13 protein-coding genes are annotated in these 17,176 nt (G+C 70.0%); 6 read left to right on the top strand and 7 right to left on the bottom strand.

Features of this window, described 5'->3' with window-relative positions:
- The first annotated feature begins 32 nt into the window (after positions 1 to 32).
- Positions 33 to 1,313, top strand: a complete 1,281-nt coding sequence (locus VIL67_RS04590; protein WP_332047660.1) for a S41 family peptidase — start codon at positions 33 to 35, stop codon at positions 1,311 to 1,313.
- Positions 1,314 to 1,321: 8 nt separating this feature from the next.
- On the opposite strand, the gene VIL67_RS04595 is transcribed toward VIL67_RS04590, so the two are convergent.
- Positions 1,322 to 1,924: a glutathione binding-like protein gene (locus VIL67_RS04595; protein ID WP_332047661.1), complete on the bottom strand. Its 603-nt coding sequence runs from the start codon at positions 1,922 to 1,924 to the stop codon at positions 1,322 to 1,324.
- 70 nt (positions 1,925 to 1,994) lie between these two features.
- On the opposite strand from VIL67_RS04595, the gene VIL67_RS04600 reads away from it, so the two are divergent.
- The 3 genes from VIL67_RS04600 to VIL67_RS04610 all read left to right on the top strand — a co-directional run bounded on the left by VIL67_RS04600 (position 1,995) and on the right by VIL67_RS04610 (position 6,718).
- On the top strand, positions 1,995 to 2,600 hold the full coding sequence (locus VIL67_RS04600) for a TetR/AcrR family transcriptional regulator (RefSeq protein WP_332047662.1): 606 nt from the start codon (positions 1,995 to 1,997) through the stop codon (positions 2,598 to 2,600).
- 94 nt (positions 2,601 to 2,694) lie between these two features.
- Positions 2,695 to 4,983, top strand: a complete 2,289-nt coding sequence (locus VIL67_RS04605; RefSeq protein WP_332047663.1) for an NADP-dependent malic enzyme — start codon at positions 2,695 to 2,697, stop codon at positions 4,981 to 4,983.
- A gap of 418 nt (positions 4,984 to 5,401) precedes the next feature.
- On the top strand, positions 5,402 to 6,718 hold the full coding sequence (locus tag VIL67_RS04610; RefSeq protein ID WP_332047664.1) for an Hsp70 family protein: 1,317 nt from the start codon (positions 5,402 to 5,404) through the stop codon (positions 6,716 to 6,718).
- 134 nt (positions 6,719 to 6,852) lie between these two features.
- On the opposite strand, the gene VIL67_RS04615 is transcribed toward VIL67_RS04610, so the two are convergent.
- The 3 genes from VIL67_RS04615 to VIL67_RS04625 all read right to left on the bottom strand — a co-directional run bounded on the left by VIL67_RS04615 (position 6,853) and on the right by VIL67_RS04625 (position 10,827).
- Positions 6,853 to 9,687 carry a M16 family metallopeptidase gene (locus tag VIL67_RS04615; RefSeq protein WP_332047665.1) on the bottom strand — a complete coding sequence of 945 codons (2,835 nt, stop codon included), beginning with the start codon at positions 9,685 to 9,687 and terminating at the stop codon, positions 6,853 to 6,855.
- Between the two features lie 80 nt (positions 9,688 to 9,767).
- On the bottom strand, positions 9,768 to 10,076 hold the full coding sequence (locus tag VIL67_RS04620) for a hypothetical protein (protein WP_332047666.1): 309 nt from the start codon (positions 10,074 to 10,076) through the stop codon (positions 9,768 to 9,770).
- Between the two features lie 82 nt (positions 10,077 to 10,158).
- Complete coding sequence (locus VIL67_RS04625) at positions 10,159 to 10,827, bottom strand: glutathione S-transferase family protein (RefSeq protein ID WP_332047667.1); 669 nt, start codon at positions 10,825 to 10,827, stop codon at positions 10,159 to 10,161.
- A gap of 132 nt (positions 10,828 to 10,959) precedes the next feature.
- On the opposite strand from VIL67_RS04625, the gene VIL67_RS04630 reads away from it, so the two are divergent.
- Positions 10,960 to 11,892, top strand: coding sequence for a LysR family transcriptional regulator (locus tag VIL67_RS04630; protein WP_332047668.1), 933 nt, complete (start codon positions 10,960 to 10,962; stop codon positions 11,890 to 11,892).
- An 81-nt stretch (positions 11,893 to 11,973) separates the two neighbouring features.
- On the opposite strand, the gene VIL67_RS04635 is transcribed toward VIL67_RS04630, so the two are convergent.
- From VIL67_RS04635 to VIL67_RS04645, 3 genes are all read right to left on the bottom strand, one after another.
- Positions 11,974 to 13,029, bottom strand: coding sequence for a 1,9-bis(guanidino)-5-aza-nonane synthase (locus VIL67_RS04635; RefSeq protein ID WP_332047669.1), 1,056 nt, complete (start codon positions 13,027 to 13,029; stop codon positions 11,974 to 11,976).
- A gap of 98 nt (positions 13,030 to 13,127) precedes the next feature.
- Positions 13,128 to 14,402, bottom strand: a complete 1,275-nt coding sequence (locus VIL67_RS04640; protein WP_332047670.1) for a type III PLP-dependent enzyme — start codon at positions 14,400 to 14,402, stop codon at positions 13,128 to 13,130.
- 227 nt (positions 14,403 to 14,629) lie between these two features.
- On the bottom strand, positions 14,630 to 14,935 hold the full coding sequence (locus tag VIL67_RS04645; protein ID WP_332047671.1) for an energy transducer TonB family protein: 306 nt from the start codon (positions 14,933 to 14,935) through the stop codon (positions 14,630 to 14,632).
- 210 nt (positions 14,936 to 15,145) lie between these two features.
- On the opposite strand from VIL67_RS04645, the gene VIL67_RS04650 reads away from it, so the two are divergent.
- Positions 15,146 to 17,065 (top strand): methyl-accepting chemotaxis protein, encoded by a 1,920-nt coding sequence (locus VIL67_RS04650; RefSeq protein WP_332047672.1) that lies wholly within the window; start codon positions 15,146 to 15,148, stop codon positions 17,063 to 17,065.
- The last annotated feature ends 111 nt before the right edge of the window (positions 17,066 to 17,176 follow it).

Raw genomic sequence — 17,176 nt, forward strand, 5'->3', positions numbered from 1 at the left:
TGGCCGGCAAGGGGCGTCTACCGGAGACTTCGATGCGCAAGACGATGCTGGCGGCGGCCGCCGCCCTGAGCCTGCTGGCCTGTGCGGCTGAGGCCGCCGAGCCGCGGGCGGTGGTGGACAAGGTGGCCGAGCAGATCGCCGCGAACTTCTACGATCCGGCCCGGGGCGCGCAGATCGCCGCCGAGCTGAAGGCGGAGGCCCGCAAGGGCGTCTACGACCGCCACCGCGAGCCGCTGGCCCTGGCGGAGGCGCTGACGGCGCGGCTGAAGCCGCTGGACGGGCACTTCGAGGTGCAATGGCAGGCGCCGCAGGCCGGAGGCCCGGGGGCCGGCGGTGCGTCGGCCCGGCCGAGGCTGAACGATCCCGACGCCGACCGGCGGGCCAACTACGGCTTCCGCGCGGCCGAGGTGCTGCCGGGCAACATCGGCCTGATCGACCTGCGCTACTTCGCGGGCATCGGGGGCGAGGACGATCCGGCGCGGGCGCGGGCCGACGCGGCCATGGCGCTGATCGCCGGCGCCGACGCGGTGATCGTCGACCTGCGCGACAACGGCGGCGGGTCGCCGGCCATGGTGGGCTACCTGGCGAGCTACTTCGTCCCGAAGGGCGCGGAGATCTACAACACCTTCAAGAGCCGGGGCCCGGACGCCTACGAGCGGCCGCCGTTCGAGGTGCGCGGGGCGCGCCGGCCGGACACGCCGCTCTTCGTGCTCACCAGCGCGCGCACCGGCTCGGCGGCGGAGAGCTTCGCCTACACGCTGAAGGCGGCGAAGCGGGCGGTGATCGTCGGGGAAGCGAGCGGCGGCGCGGCCAACCCGGGCGGCTTCGTCCCCGCCGGCGACGGCTTCCGGGTGTTCGTCGCCCAGGGACGGCCGGTGAACCCGATCACCCAGGGAAACTGGGAGGGGACCGGGGTCACCCCCGACGTGGCGGTGCCGGCCGGCGAGGCGCTGAACCGGGCGCAGGCCCTGGCGCTGGGCGAGATCCGCAAGCGGGCGAGCGGGGTGGCCGCGGTGGAGGCCGAATGGGCGCTGGCGGCGCTGCGCCCGGCCGCCGTGGAGGCTGCGGCCCTGGCGGGCTACGCGGGGACCTACGGCTCGCGCAGCGTGGCGGTGGAAGGCGGCCGGCTGGTGCTGCGCACAGGCCGCCGGCCGGCGGTCACCCTGCTGCCGCTGGAGCCGGACCTGTTCGCTGTGGCGGGCGCGGCGACGCCCATGCGGGTGCGCTTCGAGCGCGACGCCGGCGGCAAGGTCAGCGGGCTGCTGACCCTGACGCCGGATGGCCAGGCAAGCCGTTACGGCCGGGTGGGATAGGCCAGACGCTAAGCCGCCTGGTAGAGGGCGAACTCCTCGCCGAGCGCGCGGGCGACGGCGGGGCGGGCGCGGACCCGGTCGCGGTAGGCGACGACGTTCGGCCACCGCGCGAGGTCGAGCTTCACGGCCTGCGCCCAGTTCAGCACCACGGCGAGGTAGGCGTCGGCGACGGTGAAGCGGTCGAGCAGGTGCTCGCGGCCGGCCAGTTCGTCGTCAAGGTAGGCGAAACGCTCGGCCGCGGCCTCCAGCGCCAAGGCCTTGGCGGCGGCGTCGAACTTCGGGCTGAGCAGGGGCGTGAAGACGAACTTGTGCAGCTCGGACCCGATGAACGAGAGCCAGGACGCCAGCCGGTAGCGCTCGAAGCCCTCTGGGTTCAAGCCGAGGCGGTCGCCCAGGTAGGTGAGGATGGCGGCGTTCTCGGTCAGCACCTCGCCCTCGTCGGTGCGCAGCGCCGGCACCAGGCCCTTGGGGTTGATGCGGCGGTAATCGGCGCCGCCGGCGGTGCGGCCGGCCTTGGTGTCCACGCGGTGGAAATTCGCCTCGGCGCCGGCCTCGTAGATGACGATCCGGCTGGCCAGGGAACAGGCGAGCGGCGAGAAGTAGAGGTCCATGGGGTCAGCTCCCTTGTTGATATTCGTACCGTCTCGCACAAAATTGGGGCGGTCAAGGATTGTTTGCGGAATGGTACAGAAAGAGGAGCGCCGGCGCGGAAGGCCCAGGAGCTTCGACGAGGGCGAGGTGCTGGAGAAGGCCCGGGCCGTCTTCTGGAACCTCGGCTATGCGGCCACCTCGCTCGACGACCTCGCCCGCGCCACGGGGCTGAACCGGCCGAGCCTCTACGGCGCGTTCGGCGACAAGCATGCGCTGTACCTCGCGGCCCTGACCCGGACGCGGGACGAGGCGCTGGCCTCTCTGGGGGCGGCGCTCTCCACGGAGGCCCCGCTGAAGGCGGTGCTGACCGGACTCTACGGGCGGGCCGGCGCGGTCTACCGCGCGGGCGACGCCGGGCCGCGGGGCTGCTTCATCATCGGCACGGCGGTCACCCAGGCCTTGGACGACCCCGAGGCGCGCGCGGTGACGGCGGGTTTCCTGGCCGAGATGGACCGGCTGTTTCGAGAGCGGTTCGAGCGCTCCGCGGGCGAGCTGGCCAAGGGCCTGGCGCCCGAGACCGCCGCGCCGATGGCCAGCGCGGCCCTGCACACCCTGGCGATCCGGGCCCGCGCCGGCGCCGACGAGGCGGAGATGGCGGCGGTGGCGAAAGCCGCGGTGGCGGCGCTGTGCGGGTGAGGGCGCAGCGCCTGCCGTGACGGCAAAGGTTGTGGCGGCAACCCTCCCTCTGTAGGTTCCGGCGCTCCACGCCGCCCAGGGACCTGCCGCACCAATGAGCGACGATCGCCGCACCTTCACGGACGAGGAGGCGCTGAGCTTCCACCGCGAGCCCCGGCCGGGGAAGATCGCCATCGCCGCCACCAAGCCGATGGCGACCCAGCGGGACCTGAGCCTCGCCTATTCGCCGGGCGTGGCGGTGCCGGTGCTGAAGATCGCCGAGGATCCGGAGAGCGCCTACGACTACACGTCCAAGGGCAACCTGGTGGCGGTGATCTCCAACGGCACCGCGATCCTGGGGCTTGGCGACCTGGGGGCGCTGGCCTCCAAGCCGGTGATGGAGGGCAAGGGCGTCCTCTTCAAGCGCTTCGCCGACGTGGACGCCATCGACGTGGAGGTGGCCTCCAAGGACGCCGACGAGATCATCACGGTCGTCAAGAACATCGGCCTGACCTACGGGGGCATCAACCTCGAGGACATCAAGAGCCCCGAGTGCTTCCGCATCGAGACCGAGCTGCAAGAGCTGCTCGACATCCCGGTGTTCCACGACGACCAGCACGGCACGGCGATCATCACCGCGGCGGGCCTGATCAACGCCTGCGAGATCACCGGGCGTGACATCAAGGACGTCAAGGTGGTGCTGAACGGCCCGGGCGCGGCGGGGATCGCTACGCTCGAGCTGATCAAGGCCATGGGCGTGCGGCACGACAACGTCATCGCCGTCGACCGTAAGGGCGTGCTGTGGCGCGGCCGCGCCGAGGACATGAACCAGTGGAAGTCGGCCCACGCGGTGGACACGCCCCACCGGACGCTGGCCGAGGCCATGGTGGGCGCCGACGTCTTCATCGGCCTGTCGGTGAAGGGGGCGCTGACGCCGGACCTGGTGCGCCAGATGGCGCCGAAGCCGATCATCTTCGCCATGGCCAACCCGGACCCGGAGATCACCCCGGAGGAGGTCTACAAGGTCCGTCCCGACGCCATCGTCGCCACCGGCCGCTCCGACTATCCGAACCAGGTGAACAACGTCCTGGGCTTCCCCTACATCTTCCGCGGCGCCCTGGACGTGCGGGCGCGACGGGTCAACATGGAGATGAAGATCGCCTGCGCCCGGGCGCTGGCCGAGCTCGCGCGCGAGGACGTGCCCGACGAGGTGGCGGCCGCCTACCACGGGACCCAGCTGAAGTTCGGGCCCGAGTACATCATCCCGACGCCGTTCGACCCGCGGCTGATCTGGTACGTGCCGCCGTTCGTGGCCCAGGCGGCCATGGACACCGGCGTGGCGCGCAAGCCCATCGAGGACATGGACGCCTACCGTGCGGCGCTCGCCCAGCGGCTCGATCCCACGGCGGCCTTCCTGCAGAAGTTGCAGGGCGCGGTGCTGGCCCAGCCGCAGAAGAAGATCGTCTTTGCCGAGGGCGAGGAGCCCAGCGTGATCCGCGCCGCCTACGCCTTCCAGTCGGGGGGCCTGGGCGAGGCCATCCTGGTGGGCCGCGAAGAGCTGGTGCACGAGAACATGCGGCTGGTGGGCCTCGACCCCACGGACGTGAAGCTGTCGATCGTCAACGCCCGCTCGAGCCACTGGAACACCGAGTTCGTCGACTACCTCTACGAGCGGCTGCAGCGGGAGGGCTACCTCCGGCGGGACGTGCAGCGGCTGATCAACCAGGACCGCAACTCCTTCGCCGCCTCGATGGTGGCGCTGGGCTACGCCGACGGCATGGTCACGGGCGTCACCCGCAACTTCGACCAGGCGCTGGAGGAGGTGCTCCGCGTCGTCGACCCTGCGGACGGCGGGCGGGTGATGGGCATGAGCGTGGTGCTGGCCAAGGGCCGCACGCTGTTCATCGCCGACACCAACGTCACGGAAATGCCCGAGGCGGAGGACCTGGTGGAGATCGCCGTCGAGGCGGCCCGCGCCGTGCGCACCCTGGGCTACACGCCGCGCGTGGCCTTCATGAGCTACTCCACCTTCGGCAACCCCATGGGCGAGCGGTCCCAGCGGGTCCGCGAGGCGGTGGCCATGCTGGACGAATACGACGGCGTCGACTTCGAGTACGAGGGCGAGATGCCGCCCGAAATCGCCCTGGAGCCGGCGCGGCGCGGCAACTACCCGTTCATGCGCCTGACCGGACCGGCCAATGTGCTGATCATGCCAGCCATCCACTCAGCGGCGATCTCCACCCAGCTGCTGAAGTCCTTGGGCGGGGCCACGGTGATCGGGCCGATCCTGCTGGGCCTCTCGCGCTCGGTGCAGATCACTCCGCTGTCGGCCTCGGTGAGCCGGATCCTCCACATGGCCACGGTGGCGGCGTACGACCGCGCGCTCGACGAGGTGGACGTGTAGGGGGCGGCGGTCGGACGACGTCCGGGCTTCGCGCCACCTTCCCTAACGGGGAGGAACCTTGGGTCGGCGCCCACTTGCGCCGTCTGCGCCGGCTTGGTGCGCACACCACCACCCAACCCTCCTCCATCGAGGAGGAGGGCTTCACAAGCCCCTCCCGTGCTTGAACCTCATGGCAGCCAGTCTGCCGGTCTCTCCAGCTTGCTCAAGGACGGCCCGCAGGGCCGCCGCCGCGCGGGGCGTCCGCAGGACGCGTCCTTGACCAAGCTGGAGAGACCGGCTCGCATTCACCATGAGGTTGAAGCCCACCTCTCCTCCTGTTGGAGGGATGACGGGAAAGCTCCGCCCCCCTTCCCGGCCTCGCACACCGGTGCTATCTCCCGCGCCCCCCAACCTGCGGCGGAACGACGGAGCGCGTGCGATGACGGCCGCCTTTACGCTGGGCATCGACTTCGGGACCACCAACACGGTGGTGGCCATGGCCGGGCCGGACGGGGCGGCCGAGCTGGTCAGGTTTCCGGCGCCGGAAGGCGAGCTGTTCGCATTCCGCTCCTGCCTGTCCTTCCATGCGCCGCCGGAGGCACCGAGCGAGCGGACCATTGCGGCCGGCCCCTGGGCCATCGAGGCCTATGTGGAAGACCCGGCCGAGACCCGGTTCATCCAGTCGTTCAAGAGCTTCGCCGCCCAGGAGAGCTTCACAGAGACGCAGGTGCTCGGCCGCCGGTACCGGTTCGAAGACCTGCTCTCCACCTTCCTGCTGAAGGTGCGCGACTATGCCGGCGCCGCCATGTCCGAGCTGCCGGCGCGGGTGATCGTCGGGCGGCCGGTGACGTTTGCGGGCGCTAGTCCGAGCGAGCCGCTGGCGCTCTCGCGCTACGAAACCGCCTTCAAGCGGATGGGCTTCTCCGAGATCCTCTACGCCTATGAGCCCGTGGGGGCGGCGTTCTTCTTCGCCCGCGAGCTGGACCACGACGCCACCGTGCTGGTGGGGGACTTCGGCGGCGGCACTTCGGACTTCTCCATCATCCGCTTCGAGCGTGAGGCCGGCGAGATGCGCTCCATCCCCTTGGGTCGGTCGGGGGTCGGCGTGGCGGGCGACGCCTTCGACTACCGGATCATCGACCAGCTGGTGTCGCCAGAGCTGGGCAAGGGCTCCAGTTACGAGAGCTTCGGCAAGGTGCTGCCGGTGCCGAACCGCTACTATTCGGCCTTCGCTCGCTGGGACCAGCTGGCCTTGATGCGGGCCAGCCGCGAGATGCGCGAGATCCGCAAGCTGGTGCGCGAGGCGGTCGAGCCGGAGAAGATCGAGCGGCTGATCGAGGTCCTCGACGAGAACTACGGCTACCGGCTCTACCGGGCGGTGTCGGACCTGAAGGTGGCGCTGTCATCGGCCGAGCGAGCCGAGTTCCGCTTCGAGGCGGGCTCCATCGCGATCCGGCGCGAGGTGGCGCGCGCGGAGTTCGAGAGCTGGATCGCCCCGGAGCTCGGCCTGATCGAGCGGGCGGTGGACGAGGCTCTGGCTGCGGCGGGGCTCACGGCGGACGGCGTCGACCGGATCTTCCTCACCGGCGGCTCGTCGCTGGTGCCGGCGGTGCGCGAGATCTTCCATCGCCGCTTCCCGCGCGAGCGCATCGAGACGGGCGCCGAGCTGGAGTCCATCGCGTCGGGCCTGGCGCTGATCGGCCGGGAGCGCGAGCTCGCGCGGTGGACGGGGCGGGCGCAATCCCCACTCCCTTAGGGAGAGGGTTAGGGTGAGGGCGGCGCGGAACTGGGCGGCCGCGCTCCGGTTGGACCCGAAGCACGCTGCCATCTAATCCGGAGCAGCCTCGGAGCCGCCCTCACCCTGCCCTCTCCCGCAAAGCGGGAGAGGGATTAGCGCCCCTTGCGCAGCGTCTGGCTGTCGAGGTCTAGCTGCGTCGCCGGGATCACCTCGAGGTTCGGCAGCTTGGCCTTCAGACCCGCCTGGAAGGCCTTGGCGTCGCCGGCGACGATGACGCTGGCCTGGGCCGGGTCGAGCCGGCGGCGGGCGAAGTCCTGGACCTGGCCCGCCTGCACCGCCTCCACCTTGGCGGTGTAGGCGCCGATCTCGTCGAGCGGCAGGCCGTAGAGGGCCAGGTTGCCGAGGATGTCGGCCAGGCCGCCTGACGTGGCCAGCTCACGGCCGAAGCCGCCCACCAGCACCGACTTCCGGGCCTTGAGCTCGTCGGCCGACGCGGGCTCGGCGGCGAGCTTGGTCATCTCGGCGTTGATCAGGTCGAGCACCTCGGGCGCGGACTCGTTCTTGGTCTGGGCGCTGGCCCGGAACGAGCCTGTGGTGCGGGCCGCGGAGAGGCTGGCGCGGGCGCCATAGGAGAGGCCGCGCTTGATGCGGATCTCCTGGTTCAGCCTCGCCGAGTAGCCGCCGCCGAGCACGGTGGTGGCCACGACGCCCGGATAGTAGTCGGCGTCGGTCCGGGCGATGGCGGGCTTCACCACATTGACCGACGCCTGGCCCGTGCCGGGCACATCGATGGCGATCGCGCGCGGCTTCGGCTGCGGCCGGATCTCGGGGGCCGGCGGCGGGTTGGCCCCGCGGGCCCAGCCGCCGAAGGCCTGCTCCGCCATCGCGAAACCCTGTTCGGGCGTGATGTCGCCGGTCAGCACCAGGACGGCGTTCTGCGGCTGGAAGTGGCGGGCGTGGATGGCGGCCAGGTGCTCGCGTTTGAGCTTCGGCAGGGACTCCGGCGTGCCGTTCGGGGCATGGCCAAAGGCGGTGCCGCCGTAGACCACGGGGGCCACCGCCATGCCCGCCAGCTGGCCCGGCTGCTGGTAGGCCACCTGCAGGCCGTCCAGCGCCTGCTGGCGCTGGCGTTCCAGCTCCTCGTCGGCGAACGCCGGGTTGATGGCGACATCGGCCATGATGGCCATGGCCTGGGGCAGCTTGTCGGGCATGACGTTGAGGGTCACCGACGAGGCCTCGAGACCACCGCCGGAGGAGAGGTCGGCGCCGAGCGCCTCCACCTCGCTGGCGATCTGCTGGGCCGAGCGGGTCTTGGTGCCCTCGGTAAGCATGCCGGCGGTCATGGCCGCGGCGCCGGACAGGCCCTCCGGGTCCGCCCACGCGCCGGTGCGAACGGTCAGGTCGGCCGTGACCAGGGGCAGGTCGGACGAGCGGGCGACGATCACCCGCAGGCCGTTCGCCAGCGTCCGCTCGGCCGGCTTCGGCAACACGGGCGCCACAGGCGGGGCGAGCGGCGGCGGGGCGACGCGCTGGCCTTCCGGGGCGAGGGTGAAGACGGGTCCCGTGTACCTGGCCACCGTCTTCGGCGGCAGCGGCTTGGCGGGGTCCTTCTGGCCAGCCGGCCGCTCGCTCTCGGCTCGGTACCGGATGGTCATGCGGCCGTTGTCCGTGAGGTACTTGCGCGCCACGCGCTGGACATCGGCCGCGGTGACCGCCTGCAGGTCGGCGAGTTCGGTGTTGGCGCGCGCGGCGTCGCCGGTGAGCTGGAGGGCGTAGCCGAGGGCGAAGCCGCGGCCGTCGATGGTCTCGCGCTCGCGCAGCTTGCCGGCCACCAGCTCGTTCTTGGCCTCGGCCAGTTCGGCCGCGGTGGGCGGGGCGTCGCGCAGGCCCTTCACCTCGGCCAGCAGGGCGGCCTCGCCCTCCTGGATCGTGTGGCCGCTGGCCATCACCGCGCCCACCATGAACATGCCGGCGTCCTGGGGCATGTCGGCGTTGGACATGGCTTCGGCGGCGATCTGCTTCTCGTACACCAGGCTGTTGTAGAGCCTCGACGATTTGCCGCCGGAGAGGATGGCGTCCAGCACGGTGAGCGCCGGGGCGTCCGGGTGGGCGGCGTTGACGCCCTTCCAGGTGATCGCCAGGGCCGGCAGCGGCACGTTGGGGCCGTAGCCGTCGAACACCCCCGGCTTCGTGCGCGGCGGCTCCTTGGCGGTGACCCGCGGCATGGCCTTGGCCGGCCGCTTCAGCGGGCCGAAGTACCGGTCCACCCAGGCGTTCAGCTGGGCCTCGTCGAAGTTGCCGACCACGATCAGGGCGGCGTTGTCGGGCCGGTACCAGGTCTGGTGGAAGGCGCGCACGTCGTCGATGGTGGCGGCGTCCAGCTCCTCGATGTTGCCGATGCCGGGCCGCTTGTAGGGATGGACGTCGTAGCTGGCCTGCGGGACGTAGAGGCCGAACAGCCGACCGTAGGGCTGGGCGAGGTAGTTCTGGCGGAACTCCTCCTTCACCACGTCGCGCTCGGACTTGAACACCGCCTCGTCGACGACCAGCGACCCCATCCGCTCGGCCTCGACCCAGAGCAGGCGCTCCAGGTGATTGGCGGGCACCACCTCGTAGTAGTTGGTGAAGTCGTCCCAGGTGGAGGCGTTGTTGAAACCGCCCACGTCCTCGGTCATCCGGTCGATGGTCTCGGCCGGCAGGTTCCGGGTGGCCTTGAACATCATGTGCTCGAAGAGGTGGGCGAAGCCCGAGCGGCCCTGCGGATCGTCCTTCGAGCCGACCCCGTACCACACCTGCACCGAGACGTTGGGCGTGGTCCGGTCGAGCGAGGTGAACACCTTCATGCCGTTCGGCAGGGTGCGCTGCTTGAAGGCGATCGGCGGGACCTGGGCCTGAGCCGAGGCGGCGGGCTGAGCCACGGCCGCGGGCGCGAGGGCGGAGGTGGCGAGCAGGACGGCGAGGCCGGCGGCCCTGGAGATGCGCAGCATGGAGCTTCCCGAAGAGGACTGTCGGGAAGGTGTAGCACCGGGGCGCGCCGCGGGAAGCTTACGGGAATGTCATGGAGCGCCTAGGCCGCGGCGCGGCGGTCGCCGGTGAGCAGGTCCAGCAGGTCCAGCAGGTCGAGCTGGAGAAGGCGCACCAGGCCGGCGCGGTCCAGGTCGTCGGCCGCCTCGGCGGCGCAGATCAGGGCTTCGACCCTCAGGAGGTCCTCGGAGGCCCCGGCCTCCGCCTCGACGGCCTCGAGCTGCTCGCGGAGATCGGCAAGCAGGGCGGCGAGCTCGAGCGGGTCGGCCAGGTCCACGCCGTCCAGGCGCACGAGCAGGCGCGCCAGGGCGGCGCGCGGCTCGCGGGCGGCGGACAGGGCGACGGCGGGCATTCAGCGGCTCCTTGCGGACGGCGGAAGGGCGGCGATCGTAGGCCCCCGGACCGCCCGAAGGCGTGACCGCGGTCACCCGGTCTCAGGCCGCGGCGGCCTTCGACTGCCGCAGGAAGCTCACCAGCCCTGCAAATCCGGCGAAGGTCACCGGGAAGGCGGGGCGCTCGCGCATGCGCGCGATCCAGGCGGTGACGTTCGGGTAGGGGCTGAAGTCGTAGTCGGCGAGTTCGCCCAGCAGGACGTAGGAGATCCCCAGGTAGTCGGCGAGGCTGATCTCGTCGCCGCAGACGAACCGGCGGCCGGCCAGCATGTGCTCGTCGAGCACCTTCAGCCAGCGCGGCGCGTGCTCGCGCCCGTAGGCCATGATCTCGCGGCTCACCTCGACCGGCATGCCGTGCGGCACGCCCATGTTGGGGTAGCAGACGAACAGGCAGAAGTACTCGTGGAAGTTGGTGTTGAACCAGTCGAGCGCCTCGTTGACCCGGGCGCGGGCGCGCAGCTCCGTAGGGTAGGTCGCAGAGCCCACCTTCTCGGCCAGGTACTTGAGGATCGCCGAGGACTCGCCGAGGCCGAAGTCGCCGTCCACCAGGAAGGGGACGACGCCGTTGGGGTTCAAGGCGAGGTAGGCGGGATCGCGGTGCCCGCCGGCCATGAGGTCCACGTGGACGATCTCCAGGTCCAGGCCATGCTCGGCGCTGAACAGCATCACCGGGCGGGAGGTGGTGGAGATGGGATCGCAATAGAGCTTCATGGGGTCTCGGCTGTGAGGGGCCGGCGGAGTGGCCGGCGGCACGGTGGGGCGCCGCCTGGATAGGGGAAGAAGCGTGGCTTCAGCAATCACTGCTCTTGCAGCAAGGTTCTGCATAACTGCAGAATGAGAACCATGTTCGACTGGAACGACCTGAAGCCCTTCCTGGCCGTGGCCCGCGGCGGCTCCACCCTGGCCGCCTCGCGGGCCCTGGGGGTCAACCAGACGACCGTGGCGCGCCGGGTGGAGGCGCTGGAGGCCGCGCTGGACCTGAAGCTGTTCGACCGCGGGCAGACCGGCAGCCGGCTGACCGAAGCCGGGCGCGACCTGCTGGTGCAGGCCGAGCAGGTGGAGCGCACGGCGGAGACCTTCGCCAGTCGGGCGGCGGCGCACCGTCGCGGCCTGGCCGGCGCGGTCCGGCTGACGGCGACGGAGATCATCGCCAACACCACCCTGATGCCCGCCCTGGCCGAGTTCCGCCGGCTCTATCCCGACGTGCAGGTGGACCTGCTGATCAGCGACAAGACCCTGGACCTGCACGCGGGCGAGGCCGACGTGGCGATCCGCTCGGGCGCGGTGCTGACCGACTCGGACCTGATCGCGCGCAAGCTGCACGACTACGACTTCGCCCTCTACTGCAGCCGCGACTACGCGGCCCGGCGGGGCGCGCCGGCCACGCTGGAGGAGCTGGCCAGGCACGACCTGATCGGCGGCGACGCCGAGCTCGCCGGCTGGGCGGGCATGGTCTGGCTGTTCGAGAAGGCCGGCGGCGCGACGCCGGCGGCGCGCTCCAACACCATGGGCAACCTGTACCATGCGGTGAAGGCGGGGCTGGGCATCGCGCCGCTGGCCACCCTGCTGGGGGACGGCGACCGCAGCCTGGTGCGCTGCTCGGACGTCATCCCGGAGGCCAGCGGCTCCTCCTGGCTGGTGACGCGCAAGGAGCTGCGGGACACGCCGCGGATGCGCGCCTTCATCGACTTCCTGGTTCCCCACTTCCAGGGCCAGATGCGCCAGATGGAGGCGGCCGCCCGGGCGATCCGCGAGGAGGCGACGGTAGAGGCCTGATCTCGTCCTGCGCGCGGGAACGACAAGAAAAACGGCCGGGGATCGCTCCCCGGCCGTTCTCGTGTCAGGTCGCTGGACCTCTTACTTGGCGAAGAGGTCGGCCCAGCGGCGCTTGGTGCGGGCCTTGTGGGCGCCATGGTGCCAGGCGTTGGATGCGATCAGCGGGACCACGGTGGTGGCTTCCGCAAACACCATCTGCTCCCAGGTCACGTCCACCTTGCCCCAGGAGCAGGCCTCCTTGAGCGTCGAGGACGAGCAGGCGCCGTCACGCACGTCGGCCACCGTGATCTGGATGGCGTACTTGTGCATGTCGACCTCGTGGCCGAGGATTTCAGCGCACACCACGGTGTCCTGGGCGAAGTTCTTCGGCACGCCGCCGCCGACCATGAACAGGCCCGTGGCGCCGGCCTTCAGCTTGATCTCGGTGAGCTCGCGGAAGTCGGCCACGGAGTCGATGGTCAGGTAGGGCTTGCCTTCCTTCATCCGCTCCACCTGGTGCTTCACGAGGCCGAAGCCCGCGGAGCTGTCGGTGAAGGCCGGGCAGAAGATCGGCACGCCCTCGCGGTAGGCCACCTCGATCAGCGAGTTCGGCTTCTTGGCGTTGCCGGCCGCCAGCCACTTGCCCATCTCGTGGATGAACTCGCGGCTGGAGTAGGGGCGCGGCTCCAGCATGTTGCAGATCTCGTAGATCGTGCCGTCGCAGTTCTGGAGCTCTTCCTCGTCGATGTAGGTGTCGTAGATGCGGTCGATGTACATCTCCCGCAGCTCGCGGTCGTCGACGCTCGAGTCGGCCTGGTAGTGCTTGAAGCCGAGGGCCTCGAAGAAGTCCATGTCGACGATCGAGGCGCCGGTGGCGACGATCGCGTCGATCATGTTGTTCTGCACCATGTCGCGGTAGATGTGCATGCAGCCGGCCGCGCTGGTCGAGCCCGCGAGGGTCAGCCAGGTGGAGCAGTCGGCGTCTTCCAGGCTCATCTTCCAGATGTCGGCCGCACGCGCCGTGTCGCGGCTCGTGAAGCTCATCTTGCGCATGGAATCGATGATCGGCCGGGCGTCGTACTGGTCGATCGCCACGTGCTCGACGGTGTTGGCCAGCAGTTGGGCCTTGCGGTTGGTGTTCTGAACGGGAGCGTTCATCGTCGGAAGTTCCCTTCTGAGGGTGATCGCCCGTCCATAGGAAGAGCGCGACCGGGACGGAGCGACCGGCCGCGCCTGAACTCGAGACGTGTCGGTTTCTAGCGCCGACGACCCTTCTTGCCCGCCGCGCCCTTGGGACGCGACAGGCGGACCACCTTGCGTTCCTCGGCCTGCTGCTCGCGCGGCAGGCGGATCACGCGGCCCGCGAGGCCATACATGGAGGCCATGGGCGCGTCTTCAACTGCGACAGTTTCGGCGTCGCCGAAGCCGTTGAAGCGCGTGTTCATGGCGATCCCGTAGGCGCCCAGCATGCCGATCTCCACGTAGTCGCCTTCGCGGATGTCGTCCGGCAGCCAGAACGGGCCCGGCATCTGGTCGATGGAGTCGCAGGTCGGGCCGTAGAAGCGAAAGGGCCGCAGGGCGCCTTCCAGCTCGGCCGGCTCGCCGTTATCCGCGCCGCGGTAGGCCTTCACGGGGAAGGGCCACTTGGCGTGGGCCGCATCGAACAGGCTGCCGTAGCTGCCGTCGTTGAGGTACAGCGCGTCGCCCTTCTTCAGCTCGACCTTGGTCAGCACGGAGGAGGCTTCCGCCACCAGCGCCCGGCCAGGCTCCGCCCACAGCTCGGTGTCCTTGTGGACGCTCATCTCCGCGAAGCCGCGGTGGATCGAGTCCACGTAGTCCGCCAGGTCCGGCGGCACCATGCCCGGGTAGACCGACGGGAAGCCGCCGCCCACGTCCACCACGTCCACCATGACGCCGGCGCGCAGGATGGCGCGGTTGGCCTGGGCCATGGCCGCCTGGAAGGCGGTCGGCCGCATGCACTGGCTGCCCACGTGGAAGGAGACGCCCATCCGGTCCTCGGTCGCGCGACGCGCGGCCAGCAGCAGGGCCGGAGCCTCGTGGCTCTGGACGCCGAACTTGCCCGACAGCGAGTAGGCTGCGCCTTCCGCCGAGACGCCCAGGCGTACGATCAGCGACAGGTCGCTGGCGTTGCCGGTCGCCTCGAGGATCTTCTGCAGCTCCTCGTGGGTGTCGAACGAGAACGTCTTCACGCCGTGGTCGAAGTAGGCCTGGGCGATGGCGCGGCGGCTCTTGACCGGGTGCATGAAGGCCATGCGGGAGCCCGGCGCGTGCTGCGCGACCAGCTCGATCTCGGGGATCGAGGCCACATCGAAGGACGCCACACCGTTCGCAGCGAGGGTTTCAATCACCCACGGCGAAGGGTTCGCTTTGACAGCGTAGAAGACGTCGCCTTGAAAACTGTCCTGGAACCAGCGCGCCGCTACGGCCACCACGCCCGGCCGCGCAAAGGCGACAGGACGCTCCGGGGACCGCTCGCGGACCAGGTCCAGGGGCGTATGGTACGTATGCACCTCACGCAACCCCCAACGGATTGTTGAACCCAGACCGGCGTTAGCAGCGCTTTTTAGGACTTCGGGTCCGCCGGAAGCCGCGCAAATAGGGGTATTGGTCGGGGATGTAAAGCGGCAATGGTCCCCCGTGTGCGGAACGACGGGTGCGGCGGCTTCGCGCCCGTAAAACGAAGAACGCCTCCGGCTTGCGCCGAAGGCGTTCGGGACGACTGGAGGATCGAGTTCGTTTAGGCGCCGGGGAAGCGCACAGGCACCTTCACTTCGCCGGTCTTGCCGCCCATCGGCAGCGCCTCGGCCACGCAGAGCGCCGCCTTGTCGAAGCCCTTGCCCGGGGCGCTATCGGAGACCACCGAGCAGCTGGTGAGCTTACCGCCGTTGGCGATGCAGGCGAGCATCACGGTCGCGGAGTCCTTGGCGTTCGCGTTCTTGATGAGGCACTTGTCCAGCGTCTGCTGAAAAGAGGCAGCCGACGCCGCGCCGCCGAGAAGAAGAGTGCAGGAAACGCCGGCAATGATCGCGAGATAATTCTTCATCTTGAGAAGCCCCTTCTGGACAAACGATGGCGATCAACATGGCCGACGTTCGTTAAAACAACGGTCAACGGCAAAAGCCCCTTGGTTAACTGGCGTAAATTGGAGACTTCCTAGCTAACAGTTATCAGGGTAACTAGCTCAATGAACGGCGTTAGAGCCTGTTAGTTATTTGGCGCAAGTATTCCGGCCGACATTGCTGGAGATCTGCCCGTGAAGCGGCTTCGCCTGGAAGACCTGCCCCTCATCGTGAAGATTGGGCTCGCGCCTGCATTCGCGATTGTCATGCTCGCCCTGATGTCCGCGGGTTCGATCCTGCTCCAGCGGGGGCAAGGGGCCGAGCTGCACCGGGTGGTCAGCGAGGACATGCCCCACAGCGTACGGATGCAGGAGATCTCCACGCGCATCACCGAGGTGCACGGCACCCTCTATCTGCTGCTGGCCCACCAGGGCGCGCAGATCGAGCCGGAGAAGATCGCCGGCCAGACCGCTGACCTGCTTCTCGAGGTGGACGCCATCAAGGCGGAGCTCGGGAAGGCCAAGCAGTCGGCGCCGGCGGCCCAGAAGCCGGAATTCGATGCGCTTATCAAGGAGCTGCAGGAAACGCGCGAGGCGCTCGACGTCATCGCGGCCATGATGAGCGCCGACTTCGTCACCGCCGCCGGCTTTGCGGCGCCCTTCGAGGAACAATATTCGGAGATGACCCAGCGCCTGGACCGCATCGTCGCCGGGGCGCAGGAACAGACCCGGGCGCAGGCGCTCCGCGCCGAGGAACGCTCGAAGACAGGGGAGATGGCGACCATCGTGGCCGCCCTGCTGACGCTGCTCATCGCCGGCGGCCTCAGCATCTTCCTGGTCCTCAATATCCGCCGCGCGGTCAGCACGATCGCCGGCGCGACCGAACGGCTGGCGCGCGGCGACAACGAGGTCGACCTTGACGCCCTGCAGCGGAAGGACGAGCTGGGCGCGATCATCACCTCGCTGGGCGTGTTCCGCGACAACCAGCTCCACCTGGAGCAGCTGCGACAGGATCAGGAGGCCAGCCAGGCCACCACCGAAGCGGAGCGTCGACGTGCGGAGGAGATCGCCCGGGCGCGTGCGGAGGAGCAGGCCACGGTGGTGTCATCCCTGGCCACCGCGCTGGAAGGCCTGGCCGCCGGCGACCTGACGGTCCAGATCGAGACGGCCTTCCCGGGCGAGTACGAGAAGCTACGCGCCGACTTCAACGGCGCCGTCCAGTCGCTCAACCGCGCCATGGTCGCCATCTCCGGCGCCACCGCCTCCATGCGCTCGGGCACGGGCGAGATCTCGAACGGCGCGGACGATCTCTCCCGCCGCACGGAGCAACAGGCGGCGAGCCTGGAGGAGACGGCGGCCGCCCTGGACCAGATCACCGCCACCGTGCGGCAGACGTCGGAGAGCGCCTCACTGAGCCGCGAGGCCGTCACCGCCGCGCGGCTCGAGGCCGAATCCTCGGGCGAGGTGGTCGGCCGGGCGGTGGTCGCCATGAGCGAAATCGAGCGTTCGGCACAGGAGATCAGCCAGATCATCGGCGTGGTCGACGAGATCGCCTTCCAGACCAACCTCCTGGCGCTCAACGCCGGGGTCGAGGCCGCCCGCGCCGGGGACGCCGGCAAAGGGTTCGCCGTCGTGGCCTCGGAGGTGCGCGCGCTGGCCCAGCGGTCGGCCGACTCGGCGAAGGAGATCAAGCGACTCATCTCCGCATCGACGACGCAGGTCGCCGAGGGCGTGTCGCTGGTCGGCGAGGCGGGAGAGGCCCTCCATCGGATCGTCGACCACGTGGGCAAGGTGTCGGAGCTCGTCACCCGCATCGCCACCTCGGCCCAGGAGGAGGCGTCCGGTCTGGACCAGGTGAACTCCGCCGTGAACCAGATGGATCAGGTCACCCAGCAGAACGCCGCCATGGTGGAGCAGACCACCGCCGCCAGCCGGGTGCTGGCGCAGGAAGCCCGCGAGCTGGAGGTCCTGGTGGAACGGTTCACGCTGAGCGGGGCCGCGCCCGCCAAACCGGCTGCTGCGCCCGAAGCGCCGCGCCAGGAGCCTCGCACCGCCCTGCGGCCGAGAACCGCGGGGGCGACCGCCTTGGCGACGGACAGCTGGCAGGAGTTCTAGCCCGCGTGCTGCGATCCCGCTAAGGGCGCTGCGGCGCTTAGGCGCCTGAGGCCGCTGGACCTTTTGGCGGGGTCCGTGTCATGAAGCCGTCGCAAGGCAAGGCGAAATTCG

Origin of the sequence: Phenylobacterium sp., assembly GCF_036563385.1 — a bacterium.
In the GTDB taxonomy this organism is placed as follows: domain Bacteria; phylum Pseudomonadota; class Alphaproteobacteria; order Caulobacterales; family Caulobacteraceae; genus Phenylobacterium.